Source organism: Micromonospora sp. L32 (assembly GCF_052068055.1).
In the GTDB taxonomy this organism is placed as follows: Bacteria; Actinomycetota; Actinomycetes; order Mycobacteriales; family Micromonosporaceae; genus Micromonospora; species Micromonospora purpureochromogenes.
Genome location: NZ_JBQHDD010000005.1, coordinates 346,449 through 369,774, shown reverse-complemented (window position 1 = coordinate 369,774; position 23,326 = coordinate 346,449). Strand labels below are relative to the sequence as shown.

At 70.1% G+C, this 23,326-nt stretch carries 20 protein-coding genes; 14 read left to right on the top strand and 6 right to left on the bottom strand.

The window, feature by feature from the left end; all coding sequences use genetic code 11:
• Positions 1 to 3: 3 nt before the first annotated feature.
• Complete coding sequence (locus tag ACTMTB_RS16545; protein ID WP_441146550.1) at positions 4 to 1,644, top strand: RecQ family ATP-dependent DNA helicase; 1,641 nt, start codon at positions 4 to 6, stop codon at positions 1,642 to 1,644.
• A gap of 632 nt (positions 1,645 to 2,276) precedes the next feature.
• On the opposite strand, the gene ACTMTB_RS16540 is transcribed toward ACTMTB_RS16545, so the two are convergent.
• The gene (locus ACTMTB_RS16540; RefSeq protein WP_441146548.1) at positions 2,277 to 3,383 is read right to left on the bottom strand and encodes a S8 family peptidase; all 1,107 of its coding nucleotides are present in this window, start codon (positions 3,381 to 3,383) and stop codon (positions 2,277 to 2,279) included.
• 902 nt (positions 3,384 to 4,285) lie between these two features.
• The gene (locus ACTMTB_RS16535; RefSeq protein WP_441146546.1) at positions 4,286 to 5,464 is read right to left on the bottom strand and encodes an AraC family transcriptional regulator; all 1,179 of its coding nucleotides are present in this window, start codon (positions 5,462 to 5,464) and stop codon (positions 4,286 to 4,288) included.
• 26 nt (positions 5,465 to 5,490) lie between these two features.
• Here ACTMTB_RS16535 and ACTMTB_RS16530 point away from each other — a divergent pair, with 26 nt between their 5' ends.
• From ACTMTB_RS16530 to ACTMTB_RS16490, 9 genes are read left to right on the top strand one after another with little or no spacing between them, the layout of a single operon-like run.
• Positions 5,491 to 6,480: a quinone oxidoreductase family protein gene (locus ACTMTB_RS16530; RefSeq protein WP_441146544.1), complete on the top strand. Its 990-nt coding sequence runs from the start codon at positions 5,491 to 5,493 to the stop codon at positions 6,478 to 6,480.
• Between the two features lie 26 nt (positions 6,481 to 6,506).
• Entirely contained in the window at positions 6,507 to 7,409 is a 903-nt protein-coding gene (locus ACTMTB_RS16525) for a TauD/TfdA dioxygenase family protein (RefSeq protein ID WP_441146542.1), read from the top strand.
• 34 nt (positions 7,410 to 7,443) lie between these two features.
• The gene (locus ACTMTB_RS16520; RefSeq protein WP_441146540.1) at positions 7,444 to 8,496 is read left to right on the top strand and encodes a 3-keto-5-aminohexanoate cleavage protein; all 1,053 of its coding nucleotides are present in this window, start codon (positions 7,444 to 7,446) and stop codon (positions 8,494 to 8,496) included.
• 42 nt (positions 8,497 to 8,538) lie between these two features.
• Positions 8,539 to 9,855, top strand: coding sequence for an MFS transporter (locus ACTMTB_RS16515; protein ID WP_441146538.1), 1,317 nt, complete (start codon positions 8,539 to 8,541; stop codon positions 9,853 to 9,855).
• On the top strand, positions 9,852 to 10,439 hold the full coding sequence (locus ACTMTB_RS16510) for an RBBP9/YdeN family alpha/beta hydrolase (protein ID WP_441146536.1): 588 nt from the start codon (positions 9,852 to 9,854) through the stop codon (positions 10,437 to 10,439). Before ACTMTB_RS16515 ends, ACTMTB_RS16510 begins: the two co-directional genes overlap by 4 nt.
• Positions 10,436 to 11,995, top strand: a complete 1,560-nt coding sequence (locus ACTMTB_RS16505) for a long-chain-fatty-acid--CoA ligase (protein ID WP_441146534.1) — start codon at positions 10,436 to 10,438, stop codon at positions 11,993 to 11,995. The genes ACTMTB_RS16510 and ACTMTB_RS16505 overlap by 4 nt, the downstream gene beginning before the upstream one ends.
• Complete coding sequence (locus tag ACTMTB_RS16500) at positions 11,992 to 13,023, top strand: YeiH family protein (RefSeq protein WP_441146532.1); 1,032 nt, start codon at positions 11,992 to 11,994, stop codon at positions 13,021 to 13,023. Before ACTMTB_RS16505 ends, ACTMTB_RS16500 begins: the two co-directional genes overlap by 4 nt.
• Positions 13,024 to 13,043: 20 nt before the next feature.
• Positions 13,044 to 14,210 (top strand): acyl-CoA dehydrogenase family protein, encoded by a 1,167-nt coding sequence (locus ACTMTB_RS16495; RefSeq protein ID WP_441146530.1) that lies wholly within the window; start codon positions 13,044 to 13,046, stop codon positions 14,208 to 14,210.
• Complete coding sequence (locus ACTMTB_RS16490) at positions 14,210 to 14,611, top strand: hypothetical protein (RefSeq protein ID WP_441146528.1); 402 nt, start codon at positions 14,210 to 14,212, stop codon at positions 14,609 to 14,611. Before ACTMTB_RS16495 ends, ACTMTB_RS16490 begins: the two co-directional genes overlap by 1 nt.
• A 59-nt stretch (positions 14,612 to 14,670) precedes the next feature.
• Here ACTMTB_RS16490 and ACTMTB_RS16485 read toward each other — a convergent pair whose 3' ends face one another.
• Positions 14,671 to 14,856 (bottom strand): hypothetical protein, encoded by a 186-nt coding sequence (locus ACTMTB_RS16485; RefSeq protein WP_441146526.1) that lies wholly within the window; start codon positions 14,854 to 14,856, stop codon positions 14,671 to 14,673.
• Positions 14,857 to 14,882: 26 nt separating this feature from the next.
• On the opposite strand from ACTMTB_RS16485, the gene ACTMTB_RS16480 reads away from it, so the two are divergent.
• Together ACTMTB_RS16480 and ACTMTB_RS16475 are read left to right on the top strand one after the other, a co-directional pair.
• Positions 14,883 to 15,899 (top strand): hypothetical protein, encoded by a 1,017-nt coding sequence (locus ACTMTB_RS16480; protein ID WP_441146524.1) that lies wholly within the window; start codon positions 14,883 to 14,885, stop codon positions 15,897 to 15,899.
• 286 nt (positions 15,900 to 16,185) lie between these two features.
• A complete protein-coding gene (locus ACTMTB_RS16475) occupies positions 16,186 to 17,037 on the top strand; it encodes an ATP-grasp domain-containing protein (RefSeq protein ID WP_441146522.1) in 852 nt (283 codons plus the stop codon).
• Between the two features lie 84 nt (positions 17,038 to 17,121).
• Here the strand turns inward: ACTMTB_RS16475 and ACTMTB_RS16470 are convergent, their stop codons facing one another.
• Genes ACTMTB_RS16470 through ACTMTB_RS16460 form a run of 3 tightly spaced genes read right to left on the bottom strand, consistent with a single transcriptional unit; the run spans position 17,122 to position 19,424 of the window.
• Entirely contained in the window at positions 17,122 to 18,114 is a 993-nt protein-coding gene (locus tag ACTMTB_RS16470; protein WP_441146817.1) for a DUF1152 domain-containing protein, read from the bottom strand.
• Positions 18,115 to 18,120: 6 nt separating this feature from the next.
• On the bottom strand, positions 18,121 to 18,405 hold the full coding sequence (locus tag ACTMTB_RS16465; RefSeq protein ID WP_441146520.1) for a hypothetical protein: 285 nt from the start codon (positions 18,403 to 18,405) through the stop codon (positions 18,121 to 18,123).
• Between the two features lie 32 nt (positions 18,406 to 18,437).
• Positions 18,438 to 19,424 (bottom strand): serine hydrolase domain-containing protein, encoded by a 987-nt coding sequence (locus ACTMTB_RS16460; RefSeq protein WP_441146518.1) that lies wholly within the window; start codon positions 19,422 to 19,424, stop codon positions 18,438 to 18,440.
• Positions 19,425 to 20,380: 956 nt separating this feature from the next.
• Here ACTMTB_RS16460 and ACTMTB_RS16455 point away from each other — a divergent pair.
• Both ACTMTB_RS16455 and ACTMTB_RS16450 read left to right on the top strand, forming a co-directional pair.
• Positions 20,381 to 21,580 carry an ATP-grasp domain-containing protein gene (locus ACTMTB_RS16455; RefSeq protein ID WP_441146516.1) on the top strand — a complete coding sequence of 400 codons (1,200 nt, stop codon included), beginning with the start codon at positions 20,381 to 20,383 and terminating at the stop codon, positions 21,578 to 21,580.
• Positions 21,577 to 23,232 carry an IucA/IucC family protein gene (locus ACTMTB_RS16450; RefSeq protein WP_441146514.1) on the top strand — a complete coding sequence of 552 codons (1,656 nt, stop codon included), beginning with the start codon at positions 21,577 to 21,579 and terminating at the stop codon, positions 23,230 to 23,232. Before ACTMTB_RS16455 ends, ACTMTB_RS16450 begins: the two co-directional genes overlap by 4 nt.
• The last annotated feature ends 94 nt before the right edge of the window (positions 23,233 to 23,326 follow it).

Sequence of the window (23,326 nt, the reverse complement as noted above, 5' to 3'; positions counted from 1 at the left end):
GCGATGATGTTTCTTCTTCGCTCCCTGCGGCTACGCCGCGCCGCCCGTAAGCATTTCGGCTGGCAGAAGCTGCGCCCCACCCAGATGCGCGCGATGCGCACGCTACTGGCCGGCCGCGACGCGCTGGTCGTGCTGCCCACCGGGGGCGGGAAGTCTGCTGTGTACCAGGTCCCCGCCACGCTGCTGCGCGGCCCCACGGTGGTGATCTCACCGCTGCTGGCATTGCAGCAGGATCAGGTCGGCAACCTCAACGACCGGGACGATCCGGCGTTGCGGGCGGTTCGGATCAGTTCAGCGGAGAGCCCGAGCAAGCAGGCGGCGGCGCTGGCCGAGCTGCGCTCGGGTGCTGCGAAGTTCCTGTTCATCACGCCGGAGCAGCTCAGTTCGCCGGAGCGGCTGGCCGAGGTCCGCGCGCTGCGTCCGGCGCTGGTGGCGGTTGACGAGGCGCACTGCATCTCGTCGTGGGGCCACGATTTCCGCCCTGACTACCTCACTCTCGGTCACCTTATCCGCGGCCTGGGCCGCCCGCCGGTGGTGGCGCTGACCGCCACGGCCTCGCCGCCGGTGCGCGAGGAGATCACCGCGCGGCTCGGCATGCGTAAGCCGCGGCTGGTTCTATCCGGTTTGGACCGTTCGAACCTATTCGTCGCCGCCGTGCATTGTCCCAGCGAGGACTACCGCTGGCGGAGACTGCTTACCCTGCTCAAGGAGGCCGACCCGCCCGGTATCGTGTACGTGCCGACCCGGCGTGCCGCCGAGGACCTCGCGCAACGGCTGTCCGACGCGGGTTATCCCGCGCAGGCATACCACGGCGGCATGGCGGCCGGGGTGCGTCGCCGTCGTCACCAGGATTTCCTCGCCGACCGGGTGCCGATCATGGTTGCCACCTCGGCGTTCGGCATGGGCATCGACAAGCGAAATATCCGTTGGGTAGCACACGTGGCGTTGCCCGACTCACCGGACAGCTACCTCCAGGAGATCGGGCGGGCAGGGCGCGACGGTGAGTTGGCCCGGGCGTTGCTGCTCCACCGAGCCGAGGACGTTGCCTTGCAACGCTTCTTCAACGGCGGCGCGCCTGAACTGGGAGAGCTGCGAGCCGTCGCAGCCGCCCTGCATCGCGGCCCGCTCATCCGCACCGCTCTGGCGAAGGTCACCGGCCTGAGCCAGCGCAAGGTCGCCAGCCACATCAGTCTGCTTGAGCAGGTCGGTGCGGTAGCGACGGGGCCCAAGGGTGAACTCAGCGTCGCTCGGTATGCCCCCTTGCCCGACCAGGCGGCTCGGGAGGCGCTGGCCGAGTACGCCCGCTATCAGGCCGGGCAGCGTTCGCGTACCGACATGATGCGGCGCTTCGCCGAGAGCCCCGGCTGCCGGATGCAATCGCTGCTGGGCTACTTCGGAGAGCAGTTGAGCCGCCCCTGCGGGCACTGCGACAACTGCCACGGCGGCACCTCAGAGGTGCTCCCGGAAGACGGGCCGTACCCACTGCACAGCATCGTGCGGCACGCCAAATGGGGATCAGGCATGGTCCTCGGGTACGAAAAGGACCGCATGACCGTGCTCTTCGACGACGTAGGCTACAAGACCCTGTCAGTCTCCGTCGTGCAAGCGCAAGGCCTGCTGGCACTCGCCGCGGATGGCCGCTAACCCCTCTTCGCCCGCCGCGCCGATGCCACGGCCATCAGTCTGGTACGTCCTGTGTCGCGGGGCGGCGCATGCGCCGGGCGAATCGGCTCCTCGGGGTGTTCGCCACGGCCTATCCCTCCGATTGTCATGATCGTTATCTCGCCTGGACCTGGCGTGCCACGTCTCGGCTGCCGGGGCCGCCTACGGGGGCAACTGACGGTGTCAGCGAGAGTGCCGGGTTGCCGGCTGCACCGACTGCCACCTTCAGGCATCCGGCCTGCGCGCTCAACGCCATCACAGGGCGTAGGCGCTGTTCGGGCGAAACGGGCGGGACCCCGGGGGACGGGGGACGGGATCCCGCCCGCACCGAGGTCGCGCAGCCCGGCCTCTTAATGAACAGGCGCCGAGGAACAGGGTGCTGTTACGGAAAGCCGCCAACGCGCGCAACGAGACGAAGGGCCGTCGCCGGTCGGGGCGTCGTTCTCCCACAGCCCGTCCTGCTGTGCCACCCGCGCACGTCCGCCTACCAGAGCGGGCGGTGCTCCCAGGCAGCCCGCAGCGATGTCGCCGTCCCTCCCGCGAGAGGCCCAGTTCAGGACGTTCTCCGAGCCGGGGTTGCGCACTTTAGTGGCAGCCGGACGTCCCGGTCGGCCTCAGGCTCTGGGCGCCGCCACGGCGGCTTGGGCATCGACGATTCCCCAGCCGTAGATCGGCGTGTAGACACCACGCAGGCCGAGCGGGGTGCGAGCGGTCGACATCAGTACCGAGTACACGTTGTCGAGGCGGCGCTGCTGGGCGAAGAGCAGGGCTGCCACCCCCGACACGTAGGGCGTGGCCATCGACGTGCCGGCGTAGGCGTCGTAGTTGCCCTGCCCGCAGGTGTCCGAGCCGGTACCTAGCGGGACGCTGGACCACACGTCGTCGTCGCAGTTGACGAGGCCAGCACCGCCGGGGGCGGCGATCGCCCTGAGGTCAGCTTTCACGCCGAGGTTGGAGTACCACGCCTTCACCTCGTTGCGGTCCGTGGCGGCGACGCAGAGGGCGCCGGCTTCCCACGCTGGGGTGTCGCAGAGCGGTGCCGTCTCGTTGCCGGCGGCGGCGATGACGGCCACGCCCTTCGCGTGCGCGTAGGTGATCGCCTGCGTCGCGGCCGACTCCAGCCCAGTGAGGGTGAGCGCCTGGGAACCCGGCAGCGCGCCGAGACTGAGGTTGATCACCTTCGCGCCGTGGTCGGCTGCGTAGCGGATACCCGCGGCGATGTCGGCGAAGCTGCCACTGCCCGCCTCCAGCACCTTGATCGGCATGATCTTCGCGTCGGGGGCAACGCCCGCGATGCCGACCCCGTTGCCGGTGGCCGCGGCCGCGATGCCCGCTACATGCGTGCCGTGCTCGTCGCCGGCGTCGGGCTTGCCGTTGGGGCCCCGCCAGTCGCCGTTGCCGCAGGAAGTCGCACCGCAGTCGACGAAGGTGGCGCCGGGAACGAGCTTGGATGTCATATCCGGGTGGTTGAGGTCGACGCCGGTGTCGACAACCGCGATCACCACACCGGCTCCCGTGCTGGTCGCCCAGGCCTGTTCGGCGTGGACCTGCCGCAGGCCCCACTGCTTGTCGTACAACGGATCATTGCCAGCCGCCTGGGCGGGCGTCGCGGCGACGGCCACGAGGACAGTGGCCAGCGTGGTGCCGGCGAGTAACTGCGTGATCGACATGAGACCTCTCCTCAGGATGCAACGGCGCTTCATCTGTAGATCGATGATCATGTGCGAAACGCAACAGCGAAGGCAGCTGATCACCGCCAGGCGACACCTCAAGCCGGGCAATCCGTACGAGCTGATGTAGCCGGCCGGGTCATGTTGCGGCAGTCCTTGAGTGCCCACACCCGGTCGGGGCCGTGCTTGCTCAACGCAGTAACGCCAGGTGGTCTTTGCTGGTGGAGCCTTATGACCGAGGGGGATGCGGCCGATCGGTAGGCAGATCCCAGTCGGGCGCTGACACGCTCCTCTTAATCCATACCGGCCGGTCCTTCACGTCCTGCAGGCCGCAGATTGCTCGGTGCGTTGCTGATGTTGGTCATCGGGCGGCAGGGTCATGCGCCTCCGTCCGGCGGTTGGCCCGGCCGAGACACGCGCCGGTGGGCGCGCATCGTTCGCTCCTTGGCCTCCGCAATCCCGATGCGAAAGAGGGCGGACTGGAGGGCGATGCCAGCATCGGCTTCGTGGGCGGGCGGGGTGATGGCGCTGTAGTTCGATGCGTCGGCGACTCGCGCCCTGGCGGATGGGCGGGTTGTCATGGGAGAGGTCCTCCGAGAGTTGGTCGTGCGCCGGTTGCTCCGGCGGGCATGAAGAAGCGGCCGGTGCCGTCGGGCACCGGCCGCTGGTTGAGCAGGGCGGGCGTTACATCTTTGCGGTTGTCATGTCTCTCGGCAGCCTCGACATGGGCGAGCGCTGCTTGATGGCGGGGGTTGCTGCTGTGCCTTCGCGTGAACCAGCAATGCTGTGGAGAGCACCTTCTTCACACCGAAGAGGTCTGGTTCGATCCCAGTATCGCCCGCCCATACAATATGGACATTTCGTTCTAGGTGAAGCAGTGTGCGGGGCGCGTGCCCCATGTCTGACTGTTCGGCGGGGGCGGCCGGGGTTGACGAAATCGGGCGTGGGAACCGTCACACCGTGCCAGATTGCGGCCGCGGCGGCGGCGCCGGCCGCGGCGCTGGGAGGCCGGACCTGCGCGCGCGCCACTGGCTCGGGCTGTCGCCGAACCGGTGGCGAAACCATCGGGTGAACGCGCTTGGCGCCGCGAAGCCGAGCAACTCCGATATCTCGGTCATGCTGTAGCGGTCGTTGGCGAGGTAGCGCTCGGCCAGTCCGGCGCGTGTGGAGTCGACGATCGTGGTGAACGTTTCGTCGGCGCGGGACAGGTGCCGGTGGAGGGTGCGCCGGTCGAGGCCCATGGCCCGGGCGACCTCGTCGGCCGAGCACCGGCCGGTCGGCAGCAGGACCTCCACCAGTTCCCGTACCCGGTGCGAGGTGTCCGCGCCGCTCCGCGCGGCCAGCGACCGGAGCGCCTGGGTGGCCTGCGCCCGCCCGTCCTGTTGCGCGGCCGCGTTGCGGGCGTCGAGGTCCCGGGCGTACATGACGAGGCCGGTGAAGTCGTGCCCGAAGTGCAGCCGGTCGCCGAGCAGCCGGGCGTGCGTGTCGACGTCGGCGGGGGCGCCGTGCGAGAAGCACACCGACAGCGGCCGCCAGGTGGGGCCGAGGAAATCCCGGATGATTCCGTACAGCGCCGCCACGGCCAGTTCCTCGCCCTGCCGGGACGGCACGGGCTCGCCTAGCTCCAGCCACAGGCGTACGGTCGCCAGCCCGTTGACCTCGGACAGCCGGATCCGGATCGCCTCGTTGTAGCTGTGTTCGTAGCGCATCAGCAGCCCGAGGGCGCTGCGTAGGTCGGGCTCGTCCCGCAGGACGAGGCTCAGCGGGCCGAGCGTGGAGGGCTGGCGGTACTCGGCGAGCCGCAGGCCGAAGTCCTCATGGCCGGACGCGCGTGCCGACAACTCCAGAAGGCGGGCGACGCGCGTCGCCGGCACCCACTTGTCCGGGATCGCAAGATCGGCCGGATCCAGGTCGATCGAGCGCATCAGCGCGCCGGGGTCCAGCCCGAGGGAGAGCGCCAATTCCAGATAGCCGCTCAGGGACGCGTAGCGGATCGACGGCCTCAATATCACCACAGGCACCACCTGTCCCAAACCGCTAAGAAAGTTGTCCCAGGAAGTAAAGCATGTGATCACCGTCACGCCTACTGTTGCCAGGGTCGCGGGCCGGCGCAGCGGCGCTGGCCAGCGCAAATCGGAAAACTACGGAGGAGTCGATGGTGGCGAAGGCCATTCGCTTCTACCGGGCCGGCGGCCCGGAGGTGATGCAGTGGGAGTCGATCGAGGTTGGCGAACCACGGTCGGGTGAGGTCCGCGTACGGCATCTCGCGGTGGGCCTGAACTTCGCCGACACGTACTTCCGCAGCGGCCTCTACCCGGCTGAACTGCCGGCCGGCATGGGCGTCGAGGCTGCCGGCGTCATCGAGGCGGTCGGTCCGGACGTCACGGGATTCCGGGTCGGCGACCGGGTCACGTACACGGGCAGCCCGCTCGGCGCGTACAGCACCGAACGAGTGATGTCGGTGGCCCCGCTGATCAAGTTGCCGGACGCCATCCCGTACGAGACGGCCGCCGCCATGACGATGCGCGGCCTCACGTCCGCGTACCTGCTGCGGCGCATCGCGCCGCTCTCTCCGGGCGACACGGTGCTGCTGCACGCCGCGGCGGGCGGGGTCGGACTCATCTTCACGCAGTGGGCCAGCCTGCTCGGCATCACCGTGATCGGCACGGTCTCCACGGATGAGAAGGCCGAGGTCGCGCGCGCTCACGGGTGTGCCCACACCATCGTCTACCCGCGCGAGAACGTCGCGGCCCGGGTGCGCGAGCTGACCGACGGGGCCGGCGTGCCGGTGGTCTACGACAGCATCGGCCACGCGACGTTCCACCAGTCCCTCGACGCGCTGAAGCGGCGCGGGCTGCTGGTCTGCTTCGGCACCTCGTCCGGCCCGGTGCCGCCGATCGACGCGATGCAGCTGGCGATCAAGGGCTCCCTGTTCGTCACGCGGCCGGCGCTGGCCGACTACATCGCCGACGAGAGTGAGCGGGCGGCGTTGGCCGGCGAGCTCTTCGGCCACGTCTCGTCCGGACGGATCAAGATCCAAATCAATCAGCGGTACGCGCTGGAGGACGCCGTGCAGGCGCACCGCGACCTGGAGGCCGGCCGCAGCATCGGCTCCTCGGTCTTCTCCGTGGAGACCACCGGCAACTGACCTCACCACCCCCGAAGGAGGCACGCATGCAGGGCACCATCGACGACACCGCGCCGGTCGGCGCGTTCACCGCCGGCTCCATCGAGGTCCATCCGTTGACTGTCCACATCGGCGCGGAGCTGCGCAACGTGAGCCTGGCCGACGCGGCGCACGACGCCGACGTCTTCGCCGAGATCAAGGCGCTCCTGCTCCGATACAAGGTGCTGTTCCTGCGCGACCAGGACATCAGCCGGGCGGATCACGTCGCCTTCGCCGAGCGGTTCGGTCCGTTGGAGGACCACCCGGTGGCCGGCAGCGACCCCGACCACCCCGGTCTTGTACGCATCTACAAGGACCTGGACAGCCCCGCGGAGCACTACGAGAACGCGTACCACTGTGACGCGACGTGGCGGGAGGCGCCGCCCATGGGCTGCGTGCTGCGATGCGTCGAGACGCCGCCGGTCGGCGGGGACACCATCTGGGTGAACATGGCCGAGGCCTACCGGCGGCTGCCTGCGGACATGAAGGCCCGCATCGACGGCCTGCGGGCGCGGCACAGCATCGAGGCGTCGTTCGGCGCGAACATGCCGATCGAGCAGCGGCTGGCGCTGCACGAGCGGTTCCCCGACGCGGAGCACCCGGTGGTGCGCACCCACCCGGAGACGGCCGAGAAGGTGCTTTTCGTCAACGCCTTCACCACGCACTTCACCAACTTCCACACCCCGGCGAACGTGCGGTTCGGCTTCGACTACACACCCGGCGGCAGCGAGCTGCTCAACTACCTGATCCGGCAGGCGGCCGTCCCGGAGTACCAGGTGCGCTGGCGCTGGACGAAGAACAGCTTCGCGATCTGGGACAACCGCAGCACCCAGCACTACGCCGTGCAGGACTACTGGCCCGCCGTGCGCAAGATGGAGCGCGCCGGGGTCATCGGCGAGAAGACCTTCTGATCCTTCTGATCACCAACTCGGTTAGGAGACCCCTGTGCACTTCCTCGACGACTCGCTCTTCCCGGAGAACCAGGAGAAGCTCGTCATCACCGCGGCGCCGTACGGGCCCGAGTGGGAGCCGGCCGACTTTCCGGAGGACCTCCCGGTCACCATGGACCAGCACGTCCAGGCCGCGGTGGACTGCTACAACGCCGGCGCCAGTGTGCTGCACATCCACGTACGGGAGCTGAACGGCAAGGGCTCCAAGCGGCTCTCCCAGTTCAACGAACTGCTCGGGCGGCTGCGCGAGGCCGTGCCCGACATGATCCTCCAGATCGGCGGCTCCATCTCCTTCGCCCCGGAGAACGAGGGCGAGGAGGCCAAGTGGCTCGAGGACGAGGCGCGGCACATGCTGGCCAACCTCGACCCGGCGCCGGACCAGGTCACGATCGCTATCAACACCAACCAGATGAACATCGTCGAGTTAATGACCGCCGATGACATCGCCGGCACGTCCATCGAGCGGCCGGCGCTCTACGAGGCGTACCGGAACATGGTCGTGCCGGCCGAGCCCGCCTGGGTGGAGGAGCACCTGCGCCGCCTGCGGGCCGCCGGCATCCAGCCGCACTTCCAGCTCGCCACCGTCGCGCAGCTGGAGACGGTGGAGCGCCTCATCCGCCGCGGCGTCTACACCGGGCCGTTCAACGTGACGTGGGTGGCCATCGGCGGCGGCTTCGACGGCCCCAACCCGTACAACATGATGGAGTTCATCCGCCGGGTGCCCGACGGCGCGTGCCTGACGCTCGAATCCATCATGCGCAACGTCCTGCCGATCAACACCATGGCCATCGCCATGGGCCTGCACACTCGCTGCGGCAACGAGGACAACCTCTGGTACCGCAAGGGCGAGAAGATCGCATCGGTACGGCAGATCGAGCAGCTCGTACGGATCGCGGACGAGCTCGGCCGTCGCGTCGCCGACGGCAAGGAAGCGCGCGACATCTACAAGATCGGCGAGTTCTGGGACAGCGCCGACGAGGCCCTGGCCAAGCTGGGCTTCCCGCCGAACCGCAAGCCGGGCCAGCTCGGCTTCACCTTCCACGCATAGCTCCTCAACACCCCCACCCCCAGTTCATCCCCTGGAGCGACCATGGCTGTGAACGTCAGTGAGGACGTCCCTGTCCCCACCTCCACTCCCGCCCGGATCTCGCGGGTCTTCCCGTGGGTCGTCTTCGCGCTCACCTTCGGGCTGCTGCTGTCGGACTACATGTCGCGGCAGGTCCTGTCGGCCGTGTTCCCTTTCCTCAAGGACGAGTGGGGGCTCACCGACACGCAGCTGGGCAGCCTGACCAGCATCGTGGCCCTCACCGTCGGCATCCTCGCCGTGCCGCTGTCACTGGTCGGCGACCGCTGGGGGCGGGTGAGGTCGGTCATCGTCATGGCGGTGGTCTGGAGCCTCGCCACCATCGGCTGCGCGCTCGCCACCGGTTACGGACAGCTGCTCGCCGCCCGCTTCCTCATCGGCGTGGGCGAGGCCGCGTACGGCAGCGTCGGCCTCGCGGTCGTCCTCGCGGTCTTCGCCGCGCACCGACGGGCGTCGCTCACCGGCGCGTTCATGGCCGGCGGCTCGTTCGGCTCCGTGCTCGGCGTCGCGCTCGGCGGCGTGCTGTCCGTGCAGCTCGGCTGGCGTTGGGCCTTCGCCGTGATGGGCATCTTCGGCCTGACGCTTGCGCTGCTGTACTGGATGCTCATCAGCGAGCGCAAGCTGGCGGCGAACAAGGTCGACGACGACGCCGACACCGGGCCCAAACTGGCCGCCGGGCAGCAGCGCGCCCGCCTGCGTACGCTCTTCTCCACGCCCGCGGTCGTCCTCGCGTACGTCGGCGGCGGCCTCCAGCTCTTCATCGCCGGCTCGCTGTTCGCCTGGCTGCCGAGCTACTTCAACCGAGCGCACGGGATGGCGCCGGACAAGGCCGCCAAGCTCGCCGCGCTGTTCATCCTCGTCATGGGCGCCGGCATGATCGTTTGCGGCGTCGTCACGGACCGGGTCGGGCGGACCCGGCCGATCAGCAAGTGGACCACCGCCATCGCCTTCGCGGCGGTGACGCTCGTCTTCCTCGGCGTGGCCTTCGCGGTGAAGCCGGGCGGGTTGCAGATGCTGCTGCTCGCGGTGGGCTGCTTCTTCGCCGCCGGCACGACGGGGCCCACCGGCGCGATGGTGGCCCGGCTCACCCACGAGTCGATCCGGGCCACCGCGTTCGGCACGTACACCTTGTTCAACAACCTGCTCGGCCTCGCGGCCGGTCCGATCGTGACGGGCATCCTCGCCGACCGGCTGGGCCTGGCGACCGCCATGCGGTACGTCCCGTTCGTGGCCGCGGCGGCGATCGTCTTCCTCATCCTGGGGCGGCGCGCCTACCCGGCCAGCATCGCGCGCCTCGACGCCGCAGGCGGAGGCAAGGCGTGACCTTCGGCTCGGGCACGGTGATCGTCACCGTGCCCGGGCTGCGGGGGGAGGTGGCCGACCACTGGCAGACCCGGCTCGCCGCCGACCTGCCGAACGTGCGGCCCGTCCCGCCGCTCGGCCGCGACAACCCCAGCCTGGTGGACCGCGTGGCCGCCGTCCAAGACGCCGTGAAGTCCGCCGGGGCGCCGGTGATCCTGGTGGCGCACAGCGCCGGCGTCATCGTCACTGTCCACTGGGCCGCCCGCTCCGGCGTACCGGATGGGATTGTGCGCGGCGCGCTGCTCGCCACGCCGCCGGACCTGGCGGCGGAGCTGCCCGCCGAGTACCCGTCCCTGGCCGTGCTCGAGCAGCGGGGTTGGCTGCCGGTCCCGCTGGCGCCGCTGCCGTTCCCCAGCATCGTCGCGGCGAGCGCTGACGACCGCCTCGGCGAACCGGCGCGGGTCCGGGCGCTCGCGGACGCCTGGGGCAGCCGGTACCGCGACCTCGGTGCCGTGGGCCATCTCAATCCCGCGTCCGGCTACGGCCCCTGGCCCGCGGCCGAACCGCTGATCAAGGAACTCGACACCGTGGAGGCACCCCGATGACCCTGAACCTGGCCACGCTGCTCGAGGACAGCGCCCGCCGGCACCCCGACCGCGACGCGGTGGTCCTCGGCGACACCAGGCTGACGTACGCCCAGGTCAACGGCGCCGCGAACCAGGTGGCCGGCCTGCTGGCCAGCCGGGGAATCCGGCCGGGCGACAAGGTAGCGCTGTCCTGCCCCAACCTGCCGTACTTCCCGATCGTCTACTACGGCATCCTCAAGGCCGGCGCGGTGGTCGTACCGCTGAATGTCCTGCTCAAGGGCCGCGAGATCGCCTACCACCTGGCCGACTCGGACGCGAAGGCGTACCTCTGCTTCGAGGGCACCGCCGATCTGCCGATGGGCGCCGAGGGCTTCGCCGGCTTCCAGCAGACCGACGGGTGCGAGCACTTCTTCCTCATCACCGCGGACCCGGGCGCCGCGTCGCCGATCGACCGCGCGCAGACGCTCGGGCGGGCCCTCGCGGGCCAGCCGGCCACCTTCGACACGGTGGACACCGGCGAGACCGACACCGCCGTCATCCTCTACACCAGCGGCACGACCGGCCAGCCGAAGGGCGCCGAGCTGTCGCACGCCAACCTGGTGCTCAACGCGCTCACCTGCAACCGCCTTTTCGGCGCGCTGGCCACCGACCACGAGCGTCACCTCATCACGCTGCCGCTGTTCCACTCGTTCGGGTCGACGGTGCAGATGAACGCCGGCTTCGCGGTCGCGTCGACGCTGGTGCTGCTGCCGCGCTTCGCGGCCGATCAGGCGGTGGCGCTGCTCCAGCGGGAGAAGATCACGTTCTTCGCGGGCGTGCCGACGATGTACTGGGGGCTGCTCGGTGCCCTGACCGAGGACGTCGACGTGGCGGAGATCGCCCGCAACATCCGGGTGGCGGTCTCCGGCGGCGCGTCACTCCCGGTGGAGATCATCAAGCAGTTCAAGGAGCGGTTCGGCGTTCAGATCCTCGAGGGGTACGGCCTCTCGGAGACCTCGCCGGTGGCCACCTTCAGCGACCCCGAGCGGGACCCGCGCCCTGGCTCGATCGGCGTGCCGATCTGGGGGGTCGAGGTCAAGCTGATCGACCCGGAGTGGAAGACGGTCGAGGGCATCGACGAGGTCGGCGAGATCGCCATCCGCGGGCACAACATCATGAAGGGCTACTACAAGCGGCACGGGGCGACCGTCGAGGTGACGCGGGACGGCTGGTTCCGTACCGGCGACCTGGCCCGGCGCGACGAGGACGGCTTCTACTACATCGTCGACCGCGCCAAGGACATGGTCATCCGCGGGGGGTTCAACGTGTACCCCCGCGAGATCGAGGAGGTCATGCTCACCCACCCGGCGGTCTCGCTGGTCGCGGTCATCGGTGTGCCGGACGAGAGCCACGGCGAGGAGGTGAAGGCGTTCGTGATCAAGAAGCCGGGCGCGGAGATCACCGAGGACGAGCTCATCGCCTGGTGCAAGGAGAACATGGCGGCGTACAAGTATCCGCGCATCGTGCAGTTCACCGACGCGCTGCCGATGACCGCCACCGGCAAGATCCTCAAGCGCGAGCTGGCCGGCAGGTGACCACCACCGACGTCAACGTCGACGTCGCCACGCCCACCGCGGGCCGACTCCGTCCGCTCACGCTGGCGCCGGCGCTCGCCGCCGTCGCCGTGGGCCTCGGGGTCGCCGCGGTGGGGCATCGGTTGGTGCCCCAGGTCGGGGTGCTCACCTGGGCCGTCGGCGTGGGAATCGTCGCCACCAACCTGAATCTGCTGCCCCCGGCGGTCAGGCCCGCCCTCGGCCTGTTGACCAGAAAACTGCTCCGGATCGGCGTGACGCTGCTGGGGTTCTCCATCTCGCTCGCGGCCGTGGCCGCGCTCGGCGCGCCGGTCATCGCCGTCGTCGCCGTCACCCTGGTGGCCACGCTGCTGTTCACCGTCTGGCTGGCGCGGCGGCTGCGGGTGGGCGGACCCCGCGGCCTGCTGATCGGCACCGGCGTCGCCATCTGCGGCGCCTCCGCCGTCGCCGCGATGGAGGAGACCGCGGGCGGCGACGAGGAGGACGCGACCGCCGCGATCGCGCTGGTCACCCTGTGCGGCACCGCCGCCATGGTCGCGCTGCCCCTGCTGCGCGGCCCGCTGCACCTGACCGACCTTCAGTTCGGCGTATGGACAGGTGCCAGCGTGCACGAGGTCGGCCAGGTCGTCGCCGCGGCCAGTCCAGCCGGGGCGGCGGTCGTGGCGACCGCGATGGTCGTCAAGCTGACCAGGGTGCTGCTGCTGGCGCCGGTGGTGGCGACCGTGAGCATGATCCGCAGGTCGGCGGCGGCCGGCACCGGCGCCCGCCGGCCACCGCTGGTGCCGCTGTTCGTCCTCGGCTTCCTCGCCTGCGCCGCGCTGCGCAGCACCGGCGCTGTCCCGGTCGCCGTGCTCGGCTGGATCGGCGCGGCCCAGGTGGCCACGCTCGGCGCCGCCCTGTTCGGCATGGGCGCCAGCGTCCACCTCGGCACCCTCGTCCGGCGCAGCGGGCCACCGCTGGCGGTCGCGACCCTATCGACTCTGTTCATCACCGGCATCGGGCTCGCCGCGGCCCTGATCGTCCCTTCGTAGCGATACTCACTGGAGTGAAGATGACGGCGTTCGACCTGTACCGGCTCTCCGACGACCACGAGGCCCTGCGCCAGGCCGTCCGCGCGGTCGCGCTTGACAAGATCGCACCGTACGCCGCCGAGGTCGACGAGACCTCGTCGTTCCCGCAGGCGGCGTACGACGCCCTGGTCGCCACGGACTTCCACGCACCGCACGTCCCAGAGCAGTACGGCGGCGCGGGCGCCGACGCGCTCGCCACCTGCATCGTGGTCGAGGAGGTGGCCCGGGCCTGCGCCTCGTCGTCGCTGATCCCGGCCTGCAACAAGCTCGGCAGCATGCCCCTCATCCTCGGCGGCTCGGACGACCTCAAGCGCCGCTACCTCGAACCGCTGGCGCAGGGGCGGACGACCTTCTCGTACGGGCTGTCGGAACGCGAGGCGGGCAGCGACGTCACCTCGATGCGCACCCGCGCCACGCCCGACGGCGACGGCTGGGTCCTCAACGGGCAGAAGTCCTGGATCACCAACGCGGGCGTCTCGGAGTTCTACACGGTGCTCGCCGTGACCGACCCGGACGGCCGGCGCGGCGCCAACATCAGCGCGTTCGTCGTCGAGAAGACCGACCCTGGGTTCTCCTTCGGGGAGAAGGAGCGCAAGCTCGGGATCAAGGGCTCGCCCACCCGGGAGCTGCTCTTCGAGGACGTGCGGCTGCCCGGCGACCGGATGATCGGCGCGCCCGGCGAGGGCTTGAAGATCGCCCTGAAGACGCTCGACCACACCCGCGTGACGGTCGGCGCGCAGGCGGTCGGCATCGCCCAGGGAGCGCTGGACTGCGCCCTCGCGTACGTCCAGGAGCGCAAGCAGTTCGGCAAGCGGATCGCGGAGTTCCAGGGCCTCCAGTTCATGCTCGCCGACATGGGCATGACGCTGGAGGCGGCGCGGCAGCTCGTCTACGTGGCGGCGGCGAAGTCGGAGCGTGACGACCCCGACCTGGCGTACTTCGGGGCGGCCGCCAAGTGCTACGCGTCGGACGTGGCCATGAAGGTGACCACGGACGCGGTCCAACTCCTCGGCGGGTACGGCTACACGCAGGACTTCCCGGTCGAGCGGATGATGCGCGACGCCAAGATCACTCAGATCTACGAGGGCACCAACCAGATTCAGCGCATCGTCATGGCCCGTCACCTCCTGACTGGAGGACCCGCATGATGGACCAAGCGGCAGCCACCGACCCATTCACCCGGTCAAGGCAGGCGATCCTCCTCGAGGCGCAGGGCCGGTTCGATGACGCCGAGGTGATGTGGCGGGAGATCGTGGCAACGGACGACCGGTTGGCCAGGTTCGCCCGGTACCGGCTCGTCGCCTTGCTGGACCGGTTGGATCGGTTGGCGGACGCCGAGCGGGAGTGGCGCGACGCGATAGCCGCGGGCGACTCGTTCGCCCGTGTCTACCTCGCCGTCCTCCTGGAGCGGCTGGGCCGGCTGGCCGAGGCGGAACAGCAGTGGCGGGAGGCGGCAGCCGCTGGTGATCGACGCGCGCGGTCGCGGCTCGCGGACCTGTGGCAGCGGCGCGCCCAACTCGTCGAGATGCCAAATCTGCCGGGACAGTAGCGACCGCACGGCCGCCGGAGCAGCCCGCAAACCGTGAACCCGGCGGCCGTCACCGTTGTCTACTCCACCACGGTCACGGTCAGGGCACCTGCTGCGGCGAACCCGGCCACGGTCAGCGGTCCGGCCAGCCGTCCGCCGTCCTTGAGGGCTTCGGGCATCATCGCGGTGGCCAGCACGGTCAGCACGGCCCCAGCGGCGAACGCCTTCAGGTACTCGCCCTCGGCTGTGGGTGCGCCCCGCTGCATGGATCCTTTCTGCCAGGATGGCGGCCATGTTCGACGGGGAGTTGGCGATCCAAGGGTACGAGCTGCCGGACGGCGCGCGGCTTGTCGACGGCACTGTGCTGCTTGATCGGCCCGGGTTCTGGCCGGTGTATCTGGCCTACATGGGCGGGGCGGTATATGACACGTCGGCGGCATTCGACGTACCCGAGTCCGCACGTTCCGACATGGAGCGGACGCTGCTGGACCGGGCGCAGTGGCCGGTGTTGTCGGTGCGGCTGGCACCGGCGCATAGCAAGTGGTGGCGGTGGTTACGCATCGTCAATCGCAACATGCCCGACGATGGCGGGCTCGACGTGCTGGTCACTTCGGATCTCGGCGGGTCGGCTGTCCGGATCGCCGGGTTGGGCGAGTTCTACGGGCCGGGGTTGTGCTGGAAAGAACTGTGGGCGCTGGCGGACATGCCCGATCCCGTGCTGAGCCGCGAGCAGCGCCTGTTGCTGGGGTTGCCGTTCGTGGGCGACGGGGTGGTGCCGGCTGATGCCCGTACGGTCGTTGCGGCGGCATTGCGGTCCGTGGGTGCGACGGGCAACGTCGACACGCTCGTCAGTGATCTCGTGGATCCGGCGGAGGGGTGGGGCGCTGGGATGTGGGTGATCCGGCACGGCGTACGGATGTGTCTGGCCCGGCACGCGCTGCGGCACATGCAGGACACGTCGCTGAACGAGCTGCGGGAGGTCGACCTGGCGTTCGGTGCCCGGTTCTTTCGAAGTCGATCGGGTAGCCGGGAGTATCGGCCGCGAGCGGCGGGCCGAACGGTGCCGCGATGGCGGTTCGAGGTGGTCGAGGCCCGGGCGGACGGCGTGGGTCTGCGGCTACTGGGCCGCCTCGACGGTGAGATCCGAGACGGGGAACCGGCGCGGCTGGTGGACGGTGTCGCCGAGGTACCGATCGCCGCGGTTCGGGTCGGGGAGGACCTCGCGACCCGGAATCTGTTCCTGACGATCGACGCGGAAGTGCCGCCGCCGGCGCCAGGCGCGCAGCTGCTTCCTGCGGATTCTCCTTAAGAGACGGGTCCATCGGCGGAGCCGGGCAATCTCTGCCGTCACGTGCCGACGTGCAGACGAAGGGCTGCTGGCCGAGATCCGAGGCCCCACGTTCGGACGGTACTCGTCCCGGCATAGTTCACCGCTGACCGGGATCCACGGCATCCGGATCCGCCGCGGTGAGGTGGGGTTGCCGCCAGCGCACCCGTTAGCGTGGGTAGGCAGTGATGCCGGGCGCCAACCGGCTGAGCAGGCCCGGGGTGGATACTCGGATGCGGTGGTCGGCTGTTTAGCTGATCGTTGTTGCATGATGTTGCTGGTGCCCGCCGATGTGTTGCGCCCCCGCCGCCCAGACGAGCACTTCGCCGACGAGGCCGAAGCGGCCCGCCAGGCCGGGATCGATGTCGCGGTGATCGACCACGACGCCTTCGTTCGCGGGCAGGCGGACGGGACGGCGGTCGGCACGGTGCCCGAGGGTGCGGATGCGGTTTACCGGGGGTGGATGCTGCGAAGTGAGCAGTACGCAGCATTGGTGCGTGCCGTCGCGGGTCGCGGTGTGAGCGTGCGGACCAGCCCCGAGCAGTACCGGCGGGCACATGAGCTTCCTGGTTGGTACTCCGCGCTTGCGGGCCACACTCCGGAGTCGGTCTGGACTTCCGGCGACGATCGCCGCGACTTCCTCCAAGCGTGCGCGGCCCTCGGCGCCGGCCCGGCAGTGCTGCGTGACTACAGCAAGTCGATGAAGCACTATTGGCATGAGGCGTCGTTCATCCCGGACGTGGCTGATCGCGACGCGGCATGGCGGGTGGCCAGCCGGTTTCGGCAGTTGCGTGGTGACGACTACGCCGGCGGCTTTGTGCTGCGCCGGTTCGAGTCGTTCGTCGGGGCGGAGGTGCGGACCTGGTGGGTCGAGGGTTCCTGCCGCTTGGTCACCGCGCACCCGGATACCCCGGAGCACCAGCCAGCCGCGGAGTTCGAACTGACGGCCGTGGAAGCTTCGGTGCGGGCCTTGGACCTGCCGTTCGTGACGGCGGATTTCGCACTGCGTGACGATGGTCGGTGGCGAATCGTCGAGATCGGCGACGGCCAGGTCAGCGACCGGCCACGCAGCACCCCGGCTGCCGACCTGATCGCGGCTCTCAACACCGAGGACCGCTGACCACGTAACAGCGCCACCGGCGGCTCGCCCACCGACCCGGCACTCAATGAGATCCCGTGCAGGGATCTGCCGCCGTCCGGGCGTTCAGTGGGGAAACGCGCGGGGGATGCGTGCGCTGAGCAGTTCGTCGCGGAACGCTTGGATGCGGGTGATGACCTGTCGCCTGCCGATGGTGTTCTCGATGCGGTCGAGGTACAGGCATCGGGCGGCGAGTTTGTCGAGGTCGACGGTGAAGTAGATCGCCATCAGCGGGTTGACGAACAGGTCGCCGCCGCCGGTGCGCCGGGTGAACCGGACGTCGCCGAACGCGCCGCTGGTGGCGGCGGCGATCTGTCCCTGGACGATGCTCGGCCGGTCCGGGGTGGCGGCCTGGGCGTCGGCGACGGCATCCCGGTACAGCGCCGCCTCCGGGCTGGAACCGGGAATGGACAGGGCACCGAGGTAGCCGCCGTGGCGGTCGAGTGCGGCGAGGTTCTCCAGCACCTGGACGTGGTTGACGCCGTCGTAGGCGTCGATGCCGAAGCCGAGACTGGTCACCAGCTTGACCGGCACGTCCAGCGCGGCCACGGCGGCCAGGCTGGTGATGTCCTCCACCGGGGTGCCGAGATCGCTTTCGTCGCCGCGCAGCAGGACATCGGTGCCGCCATCGACCAGCACCACCGCATCGATGTTGAGTTGCTCGACCAGGTACCGGTACGCCGCCCGTAGCGGTTGGACACCCAGCGGCGGAAAGGCGTACACGGTCGACGGCAGCTCCTGAGCCGCCTGCCACCGGGCGAGGGTGCGTTCGGGGAAGTACCAGTCCGGGCTGCCAGTGTTCGGCTGCACCGCCGCGACGTGCTCCGCTACCCACGCGTCCCGGTCGATCAACTCGAGCTCGGAGAAGGACAGGCTGGCCAGGTGCACCTGTGCGCCGCCGCGCCACAGGGCGAACGCCAAGGGCAGCCCGGCGTACACGTCGAACCCCCCGCCCGCTCCGGCGATGAGGATGCTGCGCGCCGGAGCCAGCGCGGCAAACAGCGGCGGAACGGCCAATGAGAACGCACCGGGATCGGCCGGCAACGCGGCAGGGTTCATCACCGCTCAATGATCAGCCACGCCCGTGCTATCCAAGCCACCGCAGCCCACCGCGACCGGCAACAGCGCGGACTCGTCCGCGGTCAGGTCTGGGCCGCCCTGCGGCACCTGCTCGAACGGCTCGCTGGTAAGCGAGAACGCGTGGCCGTTCTGGTGCTTGAACACCACAGCGTGGAAGGTGCCACCGCCTGGGTTGCCGACGCCGATTCCGGTCGACAGCGGGCCGACGTGAGCCGTCCGAGGCATAGCAACCACATGTGTCAGGTCGCGTCTGGCCCAGATGCCTGCCATGCCGACACGGCTGACTGAAGGACCCGGCGCCGTCAGGCCATTGCGGGGAGGATGATCCGCTCCAGTACCCCGAGCGGGGTCCGCCACTGGTCGGGGTCGTCGTAGTTGCCGGCGGTAATGGCCACGGTGAGGTCCAGGTCGGGCAGGACGAACAGGCGCTGCCCGCCGTTGCCCATGCCGGCTACCAGCCGACGGCCCTCAATGGATTCGATGTACCACTGGTAGCCATACTGCGCGCCCCAGCTGGTCTGCAGGCGTGGCTGGAGCATCGTGCGGATCCAGTCCTCGGGGACGATTTGCTGACCGTCCCAGGCTCCCTCGGCCAGCATCAGCTCGCCGAGCCTGGCCAGGTCGCGGGGCGCGAGTCGCAGCCCGGACGCGGCGGAGGCCACTCCGTCCGCGCCGGTCATCCATCCGAAGTTGTCGATTCCCAGTGGCGCGAACAGGACGGCCTGCCCGTACTGCGGCAGCGACTGCCCGGTGCCATCGGCGATCAGTCGGCCGAGCAGGGCCGTGGCACCGCCGCAGTAGGTCCATCGGGCGCCGGGCGGCTCGATGATCGGCCGCTCCAGAATGTACCGGTACCGGTCCGGCGCCAGCTCCATCGCGATCTCGGCGTTGGCCGGGCTGTTGTACGGGAGATCTTCGCGCCATTCCACGCCCAACGACATCGTCAGCGCGTGCTCGACGGTGAGCCGGGCACGCTGGGGGTCGGCCGCCAGGTCGGGGTACTGCGGGAACCCCCGCAGGAGCGGCTCCGCCGGCGGCGGGACCAGCCCTTCGCCGTGCGCGATGCCGTACAACAGCGCGGTCACGCTCTTGGTGACTGACCGGATGTCGTGCAGCGTCTCGGGCCCGAACTCGACGACGCCCAGCGAGTCGCCCCAGGCGAAGTCCTCGCCGGTTCCGTAGTACTCCAGCAAGGTTTGGCCACCGCGAACTGCCGCGACGGCGTGCAGACCGCTGACCTGGCCAGCTTGGAGTATCTCGCTGAGGCGGGCACGCAACTGCGTCGTCATGGGGCACTCCGAGAGGGCGATGTCGGCCAGCGGAACTGCACGCTCGTTATACCGGAGTTTCCGCTTTGGAGCGGCCCGAGCGGGAGGGGCCAGCCCGGCCCGCCGCAGCTGCCCGCCGCGGCCATGATTCGGTCGCGAGAGACGGCCACCTCTTGGCTCAGCCTCGACGTCGACGTCCAGGACTGTGCCGGCCCGTTTGCGTACCACACCTCGATGAGGTCGCTGTCGCAGTCGCAGGACAGCATGAACTCAAGCATCAGGATCCCTCTTTCCGTCGTCGGCGGGCGTGGCGGAATGTCGGGCATTTGACCTGGTGCCGGGGTCGATCGAGGCGGGCCTTGCAAGAGTTGGGGCGCCGGTTCTGCGAAAAGCCGATGGATATCTGGGCCCGATTCGAAGAGGCAAGGAATCGTGCGTCGTTCGACGCTTACTCGAGGGGTTTCAGCCTTGCGGAGTCACGCTCACATGGCGCAACGGGTCGGCGCCAAGCAGTGATCGAAGTAGCGTGGGCCGGTCCTTACGGCCGGCCCACACCGCTGACGGCCCGGGCGCACTCCGCCGCTGGGAGTCGTCCTTGCAGGAAGGCCGCGAATGCGGCGAGTTCATCCGCCTGCCCGATCCGTCCCACCGGGTGCAGCGCGCCGGCAGCACGGATGGCGCCTCCTTTGCGTTCGGGCCCACGGCGCCGCGCAGTAGTGGGGTGTCAATGCCGCCGCTGATAAGCGTCGGTCCGCAGACTCGTTGCGGGCTGCAGGCGCCGGGCGCCAGGGATTCGCTGATCCCCGGTGCCCTGCCCGCAGAGCTGCTGCGCTGGTCCGGGGCGGCCACCCGCAGCCCGAGGCCTGTCGCGTTCGCCTGGGGGGAGTGGGGGGCGCCTCGTGGCTCTCCGTCACTCACGCTTGACGGCACCACGGTCCTCGATGTTAGGTAGCCCTAACCTAATCGACACGGGGTTGGTGTTGCTGTTCCTCACTGCGCTGAATGCGACCGATGCGGTCACCGAAGGGTTCCTGCCGGCCGCCGCGCGGCTGGGGCTACCGGTCGTGATCCTCACCGACCAACCCGACCCGCACATCGCCGCATACTCGGACCATCCGTACCCTCCCGAGGCGGTGGTCGCCTGCGCGGTCCGGGATGGGCGCGAGGTGATCGACGCGGTGCACCGTGCCGGTCCTGCGACCGGCCTGCTCACCAACAGTGATCACCTCCAGGTGCCCACCGCCCAGGCCGCCCACTTTCTCGGGTTGCCGGGCAAGGACTGGCGAGCCGCGCTGCGCTGCAAGGACAAGGCGCTGACCCGGAGGGCGCTGGCCGACTGCGGGCTCGACCGGACCGCGGCGGCGGTGCTTGCGCCAGGGGAGGGCCCGCCGGCCGCGATGGTGTACCCAGCCGTGGTCAAACCCCGGCAGGGGGTGGCCAGTGAGGACGTATACCTGGTCGTAGATGCCGACGAGTTGGCCACCCGCCTCGAGGAGATCCGCCGTCGGCGTCCGGATGTCGCGCTCGTCGTGGAGGAGTACCTCAGCGGCGAGCTGTACACCTTCGACACGCTCGGCGACGCCGCGGACCTGGCCGTGGTCGGGTCCTGGCAGACCACGCTGGCGTCCCCACCGACGTTCGTGGAGCGGCGGCTGGACTGGTCGCCGGCTCTCGACCCGGCCGTACGGGAGTCGTTGCTGGCGCAGTTGCGCGCGCTCGGCGTGGGGCTGGGCGCCTGCCACACCGAGTTCGTGCTCTGCGACGACCGGCCGCGCATCATCGAGGTCAACTACCGGTTGATCGGCGACCGGATGGATCTCGTCCTCGCCCGGCTGCTGGACGTGCCGCTGTTTGAGCACGTCATCCGACTGCATCTCGGCGAGCCGCTCGACGCCCTGGCGCTGCCCGATCCGGCGGCGGTGCCACGGCACGCCGCCGTGGAGTACGTCTGCGCCGACCGTGCCGGAACTCTGCGCGAGGCGCCCGGCCGCGTCGACCTCACCGTCGGGGAGGTGCGGCTGAGCGCCCGTCCGCTTCGTACCGTGGGTACCAACGCACCGCTGCGCGGCACGAACCGCGACTATCTGGCGGCGGTCGAGGCGATCGGGCCGGACCGGTGCGCGGTCGACGCGGCCATCGCGGAGTTCCGGGCGGCCCACCGCTGGGTGATCGCATGAGCGATCGGTACGAACGGCAGGTCATAGCGCGGGTCCTCGACGCGCTGCTGCGCGAGGACCACCTCGGCCTGAGCAGCCGGGGTCGGATGGCCGGCGAGGGCTGCTGGGAGGTGCCCGACCTGCCGGCGCCGGGCGCGAGCCTGCTCCTCGCGGTACGCCCGGACGGTTTCCTCGCCGATCTGCGGGTCGCCGCCGCGTCGCTGCGGGTGCGCCGCCCCGACGGCGACGTCACGCTCGACCGGTTGTCGGCCGTCCTCGCGGCCCTTTCCCCACCTGATGACGAGGAAGCCGAGGCCGGCTGGGCCGCGTTCACCGACGAATGCCAACGTGATCTCGCCGCCCGCCGGTTGGCGGCCGTCGTCGTCGCGTCACTGCGGCAGGCAGTAGGCGACCAGCTACCGCAGGGCCCGCACGGCAGCCTGCTGGTGGAGGCGCTCGCCGCGCACACCGATCACCCCGTGCACCCGACCAGCCGCTGCCGCCATGGGCTGAGCCATGAGGAACTGCGCGCGTACGCGCCGGAGTTCGCTCCGCGCTTCGCGCTGCGGTGGGCCGCAGTGCCCAGTGCGACCGTGATCGGTACCTTGCCCGACTGGTGGCCCACGCCGGCCATGGTGGGACTAGCCGACGACGCCGGCCCGTTGCTGCCGGTGCACCCGCTGACCGCCGCGCGACTGGACCTGCCGCTGGCACCCGAGCCGTACCTGGACGTCACGCCGACCCTGTCCATGCGCACCGTGGCGGTGCTCGCCGACCCCACCGCGCACCTCAAGCTGCCGCTACCGACGGCTACTCTCGGCGCCCGTAACAGACGCACCATCGCACCCGGCACGCTCGCCGACGGGGCCGCCGCTCAGCGGTTGCTGGAGGAGATTGCCGCGCGGGAGCCGTCCTTCAGCGGGCGGATCCGGCACGCGGACGAGTCCAGCTACGGGCATGCCGGCGACGAGAACCTCGCCTGGCTGCTGCGGCGGTATCCGTCGCATCCCGCTGACGCAACGGTGCTGCCGGTCGCCGCACTCACTGCCGACGGCCCGGCCGGCCCGCTCGCCGCGCTGCTACCGGCCGGCGTCCTGGACGCCTATCTCGACCTGCTCATCGACTGGCACGTCGCGCTCTGGCTGGGCTACGGCGTGGCGCTGGAGGCGCATCAACAGAACATCAGCCTCGTGATCGCCGCCGACGGTGGCGTGTCGCTGCTGTACAAGGACAACGACGCCGCACGCATCGACCTTCCGCGGCTGGCCTCCGCCTTGGGGCAGCCGCTCACCGCGGACGCCTTCGCCGACCGTCGGATCGCCGTCAGTGACCCGATCGAGCTGGCGGACATGTTCACCACCATCACCCTGCACCTGTGCGCGGCGGCACCCCTGTACGCGCTGCGGGAACGCGGCATGGACGTCGCCGATCCGGCGACCGCCCTGAGATCGCGACTGCTGACCGCGCTGGACCGGTGGACAGATCCGGCCGACCCGGGCAGCGTGGCTGCCGCCAGGCTGCTCGTCGAGCACGTCCTGCAAGCCCCGCGACTGCCGATCAAGGCAATGGTCACCGCCGGCACACTGCTTCCCAAGCAGCGCCTGGGCTGCGCCGACATCAACAAGTACTACCGGCGTACCGGACCCAACTACCTGGCCGGGGCGCGGCGGTGACCGTACCTTCAAGCCAGCGGCGTTGTCGCCGCGGGCCGGATCGCCTTCCTGCTCGCGGTCCGACAGCGCCGACCGCGCTCGGCGGTGCAATTGC

What these genes read in the sequence shown, in the direction of transcription:
- ACTMTB_RS16545 (WP_441146550.1), top strand. Translation starts at nt 4, where the DNA reads ATGATGTTTCTTCTTCGCTCCCTGCGGCTACGCCGCGCCGCCCGTAAG.
- ACTMTB_RS16540 (WP_441146548.1), bottom strand. Translation starts at nt 3,383, where the DNA reads ATGATCATCGATCTACAGATGAAGCGCCGTTGCATCCTGAGGAGAGGT.
- ACTMTB_RS16525 (WP_441146542.1), top strand. Translation starts at nt 6,507, where the DNA reads ATGCAGGGCACCATCGACGACACCGCGCCGGTCGGCGCGTTCACCGCC.
- ACTMTB_RS16515 (WP_441146538.1), top strand. Translation starts at nt 8,539, where the DNA reads ATGGCTGTGAACGTCAGTGAGGACGTCCCTGTCCCCACCTCCACTCCC.
- ACTMTB_RS16505 (WP_441146534.1), top strand. Translation starts at nt 10,436, where the DNA reads ATGACCCTGAACCTGGCCACGCTGCTCGAGGACAGCGCCCGCCGGCAC.
- ACTMTB_RS16495 (WP_441146530.1), top strand. Translation starts at nt 13,044, where the DNA reads ATGACGGCGTTCGACCTGTACCGGCTCTCCGACGACCACGAGGCCCTG.
- ACTMTB_RS16490 (WP_441146528.1), top strand. Translation starts at nt 14,210, where the DNA reads ATGGACCAAGCGGCAGCCACCGACCCATTCACCCGGTCAAGGCAGGCG.
- ACTMTB_RS16485 (WP_441146526.1), bottom strand. Translation starts at nt 14,856, where the DNA reads ATGCAGCGGGGCGCACCCACAGCCGAGGGCGAGTACCTGAAGGCGTTC.
- ACTMTB_RS16480 (WP_441146524.1), top strand. Translation starts at nt 14,883, where the DNA reads ATGTTCGACGGGGAGTTGGCGATCCAAGGGTACGAGCTGCCGGACGGC.
- ACTMTB_RS16475 (WP_441146522.1), top strand. Translation starts at nt 16,186, where the DNA reads ATGATGTTGCTGGTGCCCGCCGATGTGTTGCGCCCCCGCCGCCCAGAC.
- ACTMTB_RS16470 (WP_441146817.1), bottom strand. Translation starts at nt 18,114, where the DNA reads ATGAACCCTGCCGCGTTGCCGGCCGATCCCGGTGCGTTCTCATTGGCC.
- ACTMTB_RS16465 (WP_441146520.1), bottom strand. Translation starts at nt 18,405, where the DNA reads ATGGCAGGCATCTGGGCCAGACGCGACCTGACACATGTGGTTGCTATG.
- ACTMTB_RS16460 (WP_441146518.1), bottom strand. Translation starts at nt 19,424, where the DNA reads ATGACGACGCAGTTGCGTGCCCGCCTCAGCGAGATACTCCAAGCTGGC.
- ACTMTB_RS16450 (WP_441146514.1), top strand. Translation starts at nt 21,577, where the DNA reads ATGAGCGATCGGTACGAACGGCAGGTCATAGCGCGGGTCCTCGACGCG.